This is a genomic window from Porphyromonas bennonis DSM 23058 = JCM 16335, from assembly GCF_000375645.1.
GTDB classification, from domain to species: Bacteria; Bacteroidota; Bacteroidia; order Bacteroidales; family Porphyromonadaceae; genus Porphyromonas_A; species Porphyromonas_A bennonis.
Genome location: NZ_AQWR01000001.1, coordinates 40,928 through 53,921 on the forward strand (window position 1 = coordinate 40,928; position 12,994 = coordinate 53,921).

General features: G+C 54.8%; 9 protein-coding genes. 3 read left to right on the forward strand and 6 right to left on the reverse strand.

The annotated features are described in order from the left end of the window. Positions 1-122: 122 nt before the first annotated feature. The 3 genes from lepA to mscL all read left to right on the forward strand — a co-directional run bounded on the left by lepA (position 123) and on the right by mscL (position 3,971). Positions 123-1,913, forward strand: a complete 1,791-nt coding sequence (gene lepA / locus B088_RS00150; RefSeq protein ID WP_018106377.1) for a translation elongation factor 4 — start codon at positions 123-125, stop codon at positions 1,911-1,913. Positions 1,914-1,922: 9 nt separating this feature from the next. After that, positions 1,923-3,485, forward strand: a complete 1,563-nt coding sequence (gene dnaB, locus B088_RS00155) for a replicative DNA helicase (protein ID WP_018106378.1) — start codon at positions 1,923-1,925, stop codon at positions 3,483-3,485. Between the two features lie 66 nt (positions 3,486-3,551). Next, a complete protein-coding gene (gene mscL, locus B088_RS00160) occupies positions 3,552-3,971 on the forward strand; it encodes a large-conductance mechanosensitive channel protein MscL (RefSeq protein WP_018106379.1) in 420 nt (139 codons plus the stop codon). A 91-nt stretch (positions 3,972-4,062) separates the two neighbouring features. Here mscL and B088_RS00165 read toward each other — a convergent pair whose 3' ends face one another. The 6 genes from B088_RS00165 to B088_RS00190 all read right to left on the reverse strand — a co-directional run bounded on the left by B088_RS00165 (position 4,063) and on the right by B088_RS00190 (position 12,987). Next, entirely contained in the window at positions 4,063-4,563 is a 501-nt protein-coding gene (locus tag B088_RS00165) for a flavodoxin (protein ID WP_018106380.1), read from the reverse strand. Positions 4,564-4,663: 100 nt separating this feature from the next. Further along, a complete protein-coding gene (locus B088_RS00170) occupies positions 4,664-6,586 on the reverse strand; it encodes an alpha-L-arabinofuranosidase C-terminal domain-containing protein (RefSeq protein ID WP_155802218.1) in 1,923 nt (640 codons plus the stop codon). Positions 6,587-6,590: 4 nt separating this feature from the next. Continuing rightward, positions 6,591-7,943, reverse strand: coding sequence for an ArnT family glycosyltransferase (locus B088_RS00175; protein WP_026170397.1), 1,353 nt, complete (start codon positions 7,941-7,943; stop codon positions 6,591-6,593). Next, positions 7,940-9,466 (reverse strand): zinc-dependent metalloproteinase lipoprotein, encoded by a 1,527-nt coding sequence (locus tag B088_RS00180; protein ID WP_018106383.1) that lies wholly within the window; start codon positions 9,464-9,466, stop codon positions 7,940-7,942. The genes B088_RS00175 and B088_RS00180 overlap by 4 nt, the downstream gene beginning before the upstream one ends. A 193-nt stretch (positions 9,467-9,659) precedes the next feature. Further along, positions 9,660-10,808: a hypothetical protein gene (locus tag B088_RS00185; protein WP_155802220.1), complete on the reverse strand. Its 1,149-nt coding sequence runs from the start codon at positions 10,806-10,808 to the stop codon at positions 9,660-9,662. A gap of 4 nt (positions 10,809-10,812) precedes the next feature. Next, positions 10,813-12,987: a hypothetical protein gene (locus tag B088_RS00190; RefSeq protein ID WP_155802222.1), complete on the reverse strand. Its 2,175-nt coding sequence runs from the start codon at positions 12,985-12,987 to the stop codon at positions 10,813-10,815. Positions 12,988-12,994 lie beyond the last annotated feature (7 nt).

Consider the following 12,994-nt stretch of genomic DNA (forward strand, 5'->3'; position numbering starts at 1 on the left):
AAACCAAACTCTTGAGTGACGATTTGTTTGTCGCCTTACTCTCCTCAATTGCCCTGTCTCAGTCGATCTGCGGCCAGTCGGAAATTAGGTAACTTTGTAGCTGATATACATTAGACCCTTACATGAAACATATACGAAACTTCTGCATCATTGCTCACATCGATCACGGTAAGAGTACGCTTGCCGACCGTCTGCTGGACTACACCAATACGGTCGCCAATCGCTCTGAGGATCAAGTGCTGGACAATATGGATCTGGAGCGTGAGCGTGGCATCACGATCAAGAGCCACGCGATACAGATGCGGTATGAGTATCAGGGTGAGGAGTATATACTCAATCTCATCGACACCCCCGGACACGTCGACTTCTCGTACGAGGTCTCGCGCTCCATTGCGGCCTGTGAGGGAGCGCTCCTTGTGGTCGATGCCTCACAGGGGGTACAGGCGCAGACGATCTCCAATCTCTACATGGCGATCGAGCACGACCTGACGATCATCCCGGTGCTCAATAAGATTGACCTCGATAGTGCCAATGTCGACCTCGCCGGGGATGAGGTGATAGATCTCCTGGGCTGTGACCGGGAGGATATCCTGCTCGCCAGTGGTCGCTCCGGAGTGGGTGTAAAGGAGATCCTTGATACCATCGTGGAGAAGGTCCCCGCTCCTGTGGGTGATCCGGAGGCTCCGCTGCAGGCGCTCATCTTTGACTCCGTATTCAATGCCTACCGAGGGATCATTGCCTACTATAAGGTGGTGAATGGATCGGTCCACTCCGGTGAGCGGGTGAAATTTATGCAGACCGATACCGAGTACGATGCCGATGAGGTGGGTACTCTGGAGCTGGATATGGTCCCGAAAGAGGAGGTGAAGTGTGGAGACGTGGGCTACATCATCTCGGGGATCAAGGACTCAGGGGAGGTGAAGGTGGGCGACACCATCACCTCTGTGGAAAGTCCTGCTCAGGCACCGATCAAGGGGTTTGAGGAGGTGAAGCCGATGGTCTTTGCCGGTGTATATCCGGTCGCCCCGGAGGACTATGAAAACCTCAGGACCTCACTCGATAAGCTGAGGCTCAACGATGCCTCGCTGACCTTCTCGCCCGAAAGCTCCGCTGCCCTTGGCTTTGGCTTCCGATGCGGTTTCCTCGGGCTGCTCCATATGGAGATCGTCCAGGAGCGCCTTGACCGCGAGTACAATATGTCCGTCATCACTACGGTCCCCAACGTCTCCTATATGGTCTACACCCGTAAGGGAGATGTGATGGAGGTGCACAATCCATCCGGTCTCCCCGATCCCGCAGAGATCGACCACATCGAGGAGCCCTATATCCGCGCATCGATCATCACGACGATGGACTACATTGGTCCGATCATCGAACTCTGCCTCGCTAAGCGGGGGATCCTCATCAAGCAAAATTACCTCTATGGCAATCGGATGGAGCTCCTCTTCGATATGCCGCTCGGGGAGATCGTGATCGACTTCTACGACCGGCTCAAGAGCGTCTCCAGTGGGTATGCCTCCTTTGACTACCACGTCACCGACCTTCGCACCTCAGACCTCGTGCGAGTGGATATTCTCCTCAATGGTGAGCCGGTCGATGCCCTCAGTATGCTGACCTTCCGCGGCAATGCTCAGACGATGGGACGGAAGTTCTGTGAGAAACTCAAGACGCTGATCCCGAGGCAGCAATTCGATATCGCCGTGCAGGCTGCCATCGGTGCTAAGGTGGTTGCCCGAGAGACGATCAAGGCGCTGCGCAAGGATGTGACCGCAAAGTGCTACGGTGGTGACGTGAGCCGTAAGCGTAAGCTCCTCGAGAAGCAGAAGGAGGGAAAGAAGCGGATGAAGCGTATCGGTAAGGTGGAGGTGCCACAGAAGGCCTTCCTCACCGTACTTAAACTGGACGAAGACTGAGAGAAAACTATGTCTGATCAGGATACAACTGCTACGCCATCGGCACCGGTCCCGCCCCAAGGGGAGGCGACACCGCAGGACTCGACCTTCGTGAGGGAGGGTCTCTCGCGCATCCTCGCCAGTCGTGTGCCACCGCACAACCTTGAGCTGGAGCGTACCGTACTTGGCGCGCTGATACTTGAGCGGTCGGCTTTTGCCCAGATCGATGAGGTCTTGGTGAAGGACTGCTTCTACGACCCAAAGAATGCGATGATCTTCGAGGCCATCCAGCAGCTGACGCTGGAGGATAGCCCGGTGGACACGCAGACGGTGGTGGAGAAGCTGAAGCTCAATGGCACGCTACGCTCTGTCGGGGGGATGGGCTATATCGCGACGCTCGCCTCGATCGTCAATAGCACCGCTGATCTGCCTTATCACGCACGCATTCTTTATGATAAGATGGTGCAGCGTAACCTTATCTCCTTCGGTAACCGGGTGATCCAAAACTCCTTCGATGAGGAGATCGGGGTAGGGGATCTCCTGCAGGACTCGGAGCAGGAGCTCTTCAATATTTCTCAGGGGATCAATAGCAACGAGATGAAGACCATCAAGGAGCTGTTGCCTAATACCCTGCAGGAGATCCGCAATGCTGCAGAGAGGAAGGATGGTATGAGCGGTGTGAATACCGGCTTCCGGGACTTGGATGAAATCACCTTTGGCTGGCAGCCTACGGATCTGGTGATCCTCGCAGCTCGTCCGGCGATGGGTAAAACCGCTTTTGCCCTCTCCATGGCCCTCAATATGGCGATGGACTACAAGGTGCCGGTCGCCTTTTTCTCACTCGAGATGGGAGAGGACCAGCTGACGAAGCGTCTTATCTCGATGCATACCTCTATCCCCAATGAGGACATCAAGAGAGGAACCCTGACGGATGAGCAGATGCATACACTCTTCTATGGACTCGGTCCGATGGAGGAGGCGCCCATAATCATCGACGACACGGCAAGCATCTCGATCTTTGACCTCCGGTCCAGAGTCCGCCGGCTGGTGCGGAAGTATGGCGTGCGGGTGATCTTCATCGACTACCTGCAGCTGATGACAGCCAGTGGGCTGAAGAATAATGCCAATCGTGAGCAGGAGGTGAGCACTATCTCTCGCTCGCTGAAGCAGCTTGCTAAGGAGCTCGGCATCACTGTCATTGCTCTCTCTCAGCTCAATCGTGAGCTGGAGAAGCGGAATAAGGAGGGTCGCCGCCCTCAGCTCTCAGACCTGCGTGAGTCGGGGGCGATCGAGCAGGATGCGGATATGGTCATCTTCATCCACCGACCTGAGTACTACGGCATACTTACGGATGAGAACAATCGCGATATGAGAGGCCTGGCTCAGATCATCATCGCCAAGCACCGTAATGGTCGGGTGGGGGATGTCTACCTTCGCTTTGAGGGTGATCTCATCCGCTTCTCCTCCGCACTGGATAGCAATATCAATGACGACTACCAGTCTACCTTCTCCTCAAGTATAAACGGTCCGTCTGTCGACGACCCGCTCTCGGGAGGAGGTTTCTCTGACGATCAGGGAGGGTTTACGATGTAATGACTGATTGGAATGGGTAATAATACTAAGATTCAAGATTTTTTAATTCAAAACTTAGATCACGATATGAGTATGATGAAAGAATTCAAGGAGTTTGCCATGCGCGGTAACGTCCTTGATATGGCTGTCGGTGTCATCGTCGGCGGAGCCTTCGGTAAGATTGTCTCCTCCTTTGNGGATGACGTGCTGATGCCTCCCATCGGGATGCTCCTCGGGAAGGTGAATTTCTCGGACCTGAAGGCTGTCCTCAGCCCTGCTGTTATTGGGGCTGATGGAGAGATCGTCAAGCCTGAGGCTGCCATTATGTATGGTCAGTTTATCCAGACGGTGGTAGACTTCCTGATCATCGCCTGGGCAATCTTCCTAATGGTCAAGGCGGTCAATAGCTTTAAGCGGAAGGAGGCTGAGAAGCCTGCTGAGCCGGCACCTACGCCTGAGGATATCCAGCTGCTCCGCGAGATCCGTGATGAGCTGAAGAAGAAGTAATCCCTCGGATTAGACGAAAAAAAAGAGGCTGCATGCTTAATAGCATGCAGCCTCTTTGCTATATATAGAGGATTGATCTACGGATCAGCTATCAAAGGGCACTCTTGACAGCCTCTACCCAGCGGTCGATACGCTCGTCGGTGAGGTCATCTTGGTTGTCCTCGTCGAGGCAGCAGCCTACCAGCTTGCCACCCTCCTCGGCACGGCTTGCCTCATACTCGTAGCCATCCTTGCTGATAGCACCTACGAAGGTGCAGCCGCTGTTGCTGAGCTCCTCCTTGAGGATACCCACAGCATCGCAGAAGGTATCTCCGTAGCCCTCGCTGTCGCCGCATCCGAAGAGGGCAACCTTCTTGCCGGAGAGATCCTGGTCAGCAATGTCTTCTACGAGGTCGGACCAGTCGTCCTGCAGCTCGCCATCATCCCAGGTGCTGCTTCCGAAGATCAGAAGGTCGTAGTTAGCTACATCCTCTGCATCGAAGTCAGCAGCGTCACGTACGTCATCAGCAGCTACGCCAAACTTTTCGGCGATGCGGTCAGCGATGTCTTTGGTGGTTCCGGTAGAGGAACCGTAAACAATGATAGTTTTCATATACGATGATTATAACTAGTGGTAATACACTCGGACAAATATAGAAAGTAGTTTTGACATAGCCAATCTCTGTTCCATGAATTATCGCATCTTCTATGGACTACTCTGATAAATCCAGCAATACCACTTCGTACGGATCCAGCGTCAGATCAAACCCCTTCTTGAGCGGCAGGCTGAGTTCTTCACTGGTGTGCACATAGTTGTTGTACTTTGATAGATCAGAAGTTGTAGTCGAGGCGCTGGGAGCAAAGCGTGTGATCCGTACCTTACTGACCTTCTGTCTCTTTCCTGTTACTCTCACCCTGTATGTGAGTGGGTGTCTTGTGAGATTAACACCTCGGAGATAGTAGTGCTTCCTGTCGCGGTCAGAGGTCAGTGAGAGACAGATGTCATCGTGACTCTCTATCTCGTGCACCTGATCCCCTCTGGTCTCTTGGAAAAGGGAAACAAAGTCGTAGATGGTAGTGGGATGATACTGAGCTCCCCTTACTACTATCAGTGGATAGTCATTAGGGTCAGCAGAAAGAAGGGGAGCGATGCCGACACCCTCCAGGAGTGGAGTATTCCGCTCCGCCTCTACGAGAAATGCAGCTCTCTGGACCAGAGGGGGAAGGAAGACCGGCAGTGACTGCGGGTCAGCAAAGGTGGCTTCCCCGATCATCATCTTCTGCCTCCTGGTCTGTAGACTCTTATTTGCGTCAGGGAGTAAGGGGAGAAGGCGTGGCGTACTGATGTCCGAGAGATTGAGATTGAAGGCAAAGTCGCTGAAGTGGGTGGTCGAGTCTGTCAGAGGACCTGCTGCTACAAGATTGTCCTGAGCGATGGTAGTGGCATAGAGTCGGAAGCGTCTTCTATACTCTGCCGATGAGAGTCCGTAGCCGATTTGGATGAGCAGTTTAGGGTTTATGGCTAATCGTGACAGGTATTGAGCTCGTTTCTCGATCTCTGATGGGTCTTCGTACCTCGGGAATGCGGTCGGATCGGTAATTCCTGCATTGGCTACTACCATCGGTCTGGCATTAAGGCGGTCAGAGACTTTGATGAGCTTAGAGAGACCAAAGTTTCCCGTGTACTCTGTGCCACTTATGGTCCAGAGCGATAAGGTGTCCTGTCGCCCGTAGTGGGGTATCGGATAGCTACCGGGGTAGTATCCATTAGCTGTCCGGCCGCCTGGAAATCGGACAAAGGCAGGAGAAAGTCCCCTGAGTAGCTTTATCAGATGATTGGGCAAAGGAACCTCAGGATCCGAATGGTCTGCTATGCTTGTGAGCCAAAGCTCATCAATAGAGACATAACCTCGTGGCTGGGGAAATCCGGACTCTTCCGCTGATCGCATCAGCGGCTTCGACTCAAGCATCAGGTATGCCGTATCAGAGTCGGAAGTCACCTCCAGCTCTACTTCCTGACGGCTCCAATAGACATTTCCCCTGATGGTAGCGACTGATGAGACAGGGTTCATGGATGTCGTGTCCCTGACTAAAGTCGCTCTTAGCTCCGCCAGGTCACTACTGAGGAAACAGCTGAGTCGGTAGCGTTCTCCATGCTTTACCTCTAACGGATCAAGCGTGCTCACTATCCTGCAAGGTATAGAGTCCGTGTCTTTCGGCCTAAGGGTAAGGTAGTGTGACGACTCCTTGTAGAAGGTCCTCCCTTCCCCTACAGATACTTCACCACTGATAGCTCCCCAGCCATAGAGGGAGTTTGGAGTGGGGTAAAAGGTCTTGTATCCGTTTGGCGTGATCAGGGTGGATGTCTTCGGGTCGTAGCCACAATGAGTCAGCGGAGGAGCCAACTCAAACGCAGCATTAGGGATCAAGTTTGGTGACAGGAGGTCTCTACCTCCACACCCGATGTCAAGGGTGATCCCCAGAGCAAGAGGTTCCTCAGAGATGACCGGTAGATCCGTGTCTATCACTATCTCACCGAGAGGAGGACGGTGTGACTGACAGCCTCCTCCTGTGACGAAGAGTATCGCACAGAAGAGAAGAGACGAGAAGAGTATCTTACCTCTGGACCTGGTCATGGACCTATAGCGAACCCATGAGAGCTAGCAGGGGCAGGTCAGTCGCCAGAGTGATCAGGATCACCATCAGGATACTGCTGTATGCCTGCTTTGTCTCACTCCCCCGGACACGCTGGTAGACCATAGTTAGCGCGGCCACACCAGGTCCTACCATGAGGAGTAGGCAGAGAGCCATGTGCGCTCTGACTGCCTCACGCATAGCAGCGACACCGATAGCACCCTGGGATCCGCTGAGGGTGGAGATGAAGGTGTTGACCGACTCACTCGGACCAGTGAGGACAAAGATCAGTACCCCCAGCACCACCAGTCCCAGGACATTGATCACGAGAGAGAAGGTGTTGAGTCGCTTAGCTCTGCTACTCAGAAGTGAGCGGAAGGACTCACCGGCAATCAGACAGATGAATGGAGCTACGACAAGGGAGGGCGTCGGATCGCTTGTCCCGGAGACGAGGTTGTAGACAAGAGCAGAGATAATCGTCAGAAGAGCCAGTCCCTCCGCAGACAGGTGCCGCAGACTGTGCTTCTTCTCATTCATCAGGACCACGACTCCCCAGGGCAAAAGTGTCAGAAGGCATCCCCAGAGACCACGGCTGGACCACCGTCCAGACTCATGCGTTAGCCAGTGGCACTCACCCGGTAAGATTGCGGCAAGTGCTACGAGCAGTACGGCCAAGACAATGGATGTAATAGGTATCCAGAGTCGCCCCTTAGCCCCTTCGCTCCCGAGTAGGCCCCATATGAGCACAGCAAGTGCCGGTATGACCACTCCCCCGGATCCCACCGACAGCCCGGCGAGAGCGAGGAGAATGCCGCAGAGCAGTATGGGACCCACCGGATGCTTACTCTTACTTGCCACCACGTCGTGGCAGACCAGCAGGGCGAGGGTCCCGAAGAGAGCACCCAGCATAGCCGGACCGCCAGTGATGAAGAAGTAGTGAAAAAGGGGCGTGGCTATGAGGAAAAATAGCGACACTCGAGCAATAGATCGGCTGCGCTCTCGGCAGATGAAGATGAAGAAAAAGACCCCGAGGAGAATCGCAGCAAGCAGAGTCGGCATCCGTAGCGCTGCGAGCGATATCGGATCATCGCCATTATCTATCATCTGATGCATCAGGAGCACGGAGCCCTCGTAGATCGGTGAGGTGCTTCGGGTAAGGAGATCAGTGGTCGTGAGCTCTCCGGCCTTATCCAGTAGACACAGTTGCTCCACCAGACCGGCTGTCGCTTTCTCCTTCGGAGTCGCATTTCCCAGACCGTAGAGGCTGAAGAATCCCAGGAGGAGCATCACCAGGAGGTACACGAGTAGGTCCCGCCTCCCGTGGAGTAGTGCTACAACGCGTGATCGTCTTCGTCTCATGGTATTGGCTTAGTAAGGATATGTGTCTTGCACTCAACCGCCACCGGACGACCGATGGCACTCACTTCATGCGCCCTGAGAGTCGATCTCGTCGGGCTGACCAGTTTGTCTCCCGGCACCGTGAGGCTATAGTAGAGCACCTGTCTCATCCGGGATATCTGACCCGGGGTAAAGCGGTCGTTATAGGAGACCTCGTAGTCCATGAGGTTAAAGGAGGTCTGATTGAACCTCCCGTCGCATAGGTCGCGGGCTAGTAGAGAGGTGAGGACAGACTGGGCGGTCGATCCCTGGCTTGACTCTAGAGCCGCGATCTGCTCACTCATCACCCGATTGTAGGCGATCCGATTATATGACGGCGTGTCATCCACAAAGTCGCTGTCGATACACTCTTCAGTCAGCTGTAGGACGCTTGTCTCTCCCTCCGACTTTTTCTCCGCAAAGACATGGCCCAGTCCGAGGTAGTGCCCCAGTTCGTGGGCAAGTGTCACCGCCGCAGGTGTGAGTGTCTCGTGGATCCTACTGATCGACTGAGTCTCCTTGACGCGGTTCTCAAACTGCTGATAGTTCAGCACAATGCAGTGATTATAGTTGTCGAATCCCTTGATAACCCTGTCCCAGGTACCGAGTCCCTCCAGCTTGTGCTCCGTGACAAGATAGGGCAAATGGGAGCTCCCCAGAGTGATCTGACCCACATCTTTACCGTGCTTAAATGGGAAGACATAGACATTGATGTATCTGCTGATCGGGTAGCTCATCGAGTGGTAGGTGCCGCCCTTCTTGTCCTGCATCACTGCGGCCGGGTCGAGAGCCCGCTCAGTCATATCATGTGAGGTGATTCCAGAGGGCGACAGTCGCTTGCCGTCAGGATCTTTGGTGGCGAGAACAAAACGGATCCTGGAGTTCGTAAGACCGGCTCTGTTGTACTCCTTCCCCTTCATCATAGCCTTAGGATAGGGAGGATTGCCGGAGTAGAGCTGATTCACTTGCTCGACCAGTTTTTGTAGAGACGAACCGGTCACCTTCGTATAGTCATTATTCGGATCGTTGTCGTTATTCTGAGCATCCTTCTTGGCAATGTCCTCAGGATTGGTGATGACGTGGAAGATGAGCGGGATCTCGTACATGACGCTGTCGATGGCAAAACTCTGGTCGCGACCCCGCTGATGGACCGTGATGCTCACTTTGTCCTTTTCTCCCTCCTCGTCCTCGGCTATTACAAAGGCTATCTCTCCGACACGCTCTTTGTCGGAGAGATTGGGACGTACATTGATGGTAACCTTGTTCCGACTCCTGCCGGTGGGAAGGTTGGCCGATAGCCAGTCAGTCTCCGTTACGGGGACGAACTTTCGGTCGGAGGAGATGATCACCTTCAGCGTATCGCCCTCGGCGGCAACGTTTTGGAAGTCCGTTTTGTTGCTCTCCAGAGGTCCGATTGTCCCAAATGGATGACAGCCGGAGAGTAGGGCGACGACCCCACCGAGGATGATGGCTACGTAGATATATATAGGGTGCTTAGAGGTCATGTGTCAAGCCTTTATTTCCGGGGCTAAAGTTACCCAATTTTCGGCATACGCTCTTTCCTCCGGACGCTTGCTTCAGCGTGCCGAGCAGATGAAAATGTGGGATAAATCTAATACCGATATTAGGTGAATCTTTTACCGGTATTAGTGTCATCTAATATCGGTAAAAGAAAAATCCCTGAGCCTGAAGGGTCGCTTACCTCTGATCGGCCGCTTCTGCACGCTGATAGTAACGCTCTACCCAATCAAATAAGCTGAGGTCGCAGCCGGTGATCTGCTCAGACTCCTGAGCCGTGATGCCTACCATGGAGCCGGGGTGGGAGGCAGTCAGGCGGCTGGAGTAAGTGCCGGTGATCGTGGATCGTCCCTCCTCGCTCTCGCATCGGAGGAGTTGTCCTACCCTGCCGGACCCAAGGAACTCACACCTGCTCAGGTCGATGGCGCCCCCGCGACGCACGAATACCCCATAGTCAGGACCCTTCCCTCTCACCTCCAGAGTGCAGTCTGTGATTGTTGCTGAGGTCATCCCTGCCGCATCGGGATAGCGCCCATCCAGATTGCCGTCTACCTCAATCAGGCAGAGGTTCTCCTCCCCTCTCTCCCTGCTCTCCGAGCTATAGATGCCATAGAGACGACTGATGGAGCCGCGGTAGCCGTCCGTCAGGTCAACCAAGTCATCCTCCGCCCCTCTCACAAGGATCGTATGGGGTGACACTGTCCCTCCGAAGCACTCCAGCCCATCATCTCCTGAACTAAGGATCGCTACGTGGTCGATTTCGGTCTCGGAGCCGACGCCATTGAGTGTGAGTCCATTGTGCTCCACGTCCGCCGTCAGGCTTGCACCGGGGCTGTCGATGATCAGGTAGTGTATCTCCCCGGAGTCATCATCGGGGTCGTCCCCGCCATAGTATTGGTCGCGCTCCGCCTCATCCACCTCCGCCACCCGGTGAGTGGCACCGCAGATGGGGGCATTCCCATTGATGATCAGTCCCCCCCAGTAGCCGGGGAGATCGTACCCCTTGTCCGCGCATAGGACTACTGGCTCCTCAGCTGTTCCGAGGATCCGAATCTTTGCCCCTTGTTCCACTAGGATGTACTTATCGAAGCCTGGCATCGAGCCGATCACCGTCCCTCGCTCTATCGTCAGTGTAGCGCCCCTTCGGACCCGAACCGTCCCCTCGAGGTGGTATCTCCCAGTACTGAGCACAAAGTCCTCGGTGATGTCGCCGAGGAGGATCGCCTCGCTACTCTCGCCACCAGGCAGGGTGTAGTCGGGATCCATTTTGCACCCCGTGAGGAGGATAAGAACTGCTGACACCAGCAGGCTAAGTGTGTGATTAGTCATAGGATCAGTCTGGAAGGGTGTAGCTAAAGCCTATCATCAGCCTTGGTCCGTCGTAGGCAAGATGATAGAGGTAATTGCCTGACCCCTGGTAGAGCTTTGTAGGGGTATTAAGTAGGTTGTCTCCACGGAAGACAAGTAGGATACGATCTGAGAATCTGGCGTGTGCTTCTGTGGAGAGGCGTAGGGATGAGTTCTCGTAGAGATCATCACTGGCACTCTCTCCCACACTGACACACCGGTCTGAGGCGTAGTCCCCTGTGACCGTCACGCCCCACAGTTCAGTCGTGTAGTCTATGGAGCTGATGAGGCTATGGCCCGCAATACCAAGTAGGGGGATTCGCTCTCTTCGGGCATAATGTAGGGTCTCTACGGGCGAAGTGTCCGATCCTATAAGTCGGTACTTCAGCCTCACCCCGATCGGTCTCAGTAGCGGAGAGGGCAGGTGGCTCAGTTTGTAGCGCGCTTCCAGGGTCAGTCCAAGAGACTGAGCAAAGGGCGCATTACAAATTGTCTCCAGCGACCAGTGCCCATCCGTGGGAACTGCACTCTTCTGTCGAGGAATCACCTTGCCGAAGTCTTCTCGAGTGAGGTCCGGATCCACATATCTGTAGAGGTAGTCCTGCGATCCGATCCAGTCGAATGAGGCAGAGAGATGGTTTTCCTCCCATTCCTTACGGACGGCGGCGCTGATAGACATCCGATACTCGGGTCGCAGTCCCCTTTGCCCCATCTCCACAGTGTGGTCGGTACTCGAGTGTTTGTTGTAGGGGATCATCCCCTTGTAGGGAGGCAATACCTGATCGGTGGAGAGGGAGAGAGAGGAGAGCCAGCCGCTGTCGGCGGTGTGGTCAAGGGAGAGGTAGGGGAGGAGGGCAAGGTACTGCCTGGCGTCGGAGACATCATCGCCTGCTCTATTCTCCACCACTGTGTGGCAGAGATAACTGAGTCGATAGCCTCTGATGGTGCTCCCGAGCGTCAAGGAAAGCCGATCGGCGAGCAGGTTACGTCGCCACTCGACCAGCCCCTCAGCCTGATTGGTCACTACGTCGAAGCTAGCAGGTAGATAGCTGGGGATATTTGGCGAGCGAGAGAAACTCTTCTCGTCCCATGTGTCTAAGTCGTGCACATATCGGTGATCTACTAGGGAGCCGAGACTGTAGAGCACCCCTCTTCCGCCGAGGTAGGCGGCATCAGTGAGATCTCGCTTCGGCATGGAGGCAAAGGTAGGGAAGTGGGCGCCGAGCAGTGGATAGACCTTCTCAGATGTGTCGTTCTCCGAAGCGTGCAGACGCCTACCGGAGAGGAGGAGGGTCAGAACGCCCTCTGCCAGTTCTACATTCAGCTTTGCCTTAGCACCGTAGCTGATCTCACCGAGGTGAGTTGTTTTCTCACTGATCTTGCGGAAACCGTACGACCGCTCGCTTACCTCCTCATACGATAGTCGAGGGAGGTGTCTGGCTCCGATCTCAGTCCTTACCTCAGTGTCCGGCAGGTGGTGAGCGACCACCCGCTCATTGGGGCAGTCTTCCTCATAGAGCTGATGGTCGATCGACCAGGAGAGATGTGCCGAGGAGCTTGGCAGACGGTGGTCACCGGAGAGAGTAAGCCCGCCGGTCCATTTTTGCTTCAGTCGTGCACCGTTCCATCCGGGGTAGCGGTCTGGTAGAGCCCCGCCGGCTCGAGTCAGTCGCTCCAGCTCGCCTGAGTACGTGGTATGACCCTCTACCTCAAGAGGTACGATATTATTGATCCCGAGGTGATACCGCTGATCCCAGGTGTCCTGAAGCTTGAGGTTGCCGCTGAGGTTGACCCAGTCCCGATTGGAGACGATCCAGTGGAGAGTCCCTCCGGCGAAGAGCCCCATCCGACGGCTTTTAGTGTGTCTCAGCTGATAGTTTCCGATATAGCGATTGTGCAGTCCCCCGGTCCAGTTTGCCCTCATCTCATCATCGGTCTGAGTCCCGTCCTTGTACGAGAGGTTGTAGTCGATATTGAGCCTTGGGGTGAATAGGGTGCTGCTTCCCCTAAGACTGACTTCGCCGATTGGGTGGAGTTGGGGGGCAACAACGCCGGCCGAAGCAGAGAGAGTGAGGTGATTCGTCTCTTGAGCAGTAGCCGCAAGTGGTAACAACAGTAAGAGGAGAACTGCGACAGTGAGTCTATGGAGAGGGTAGCGCATCTGAATG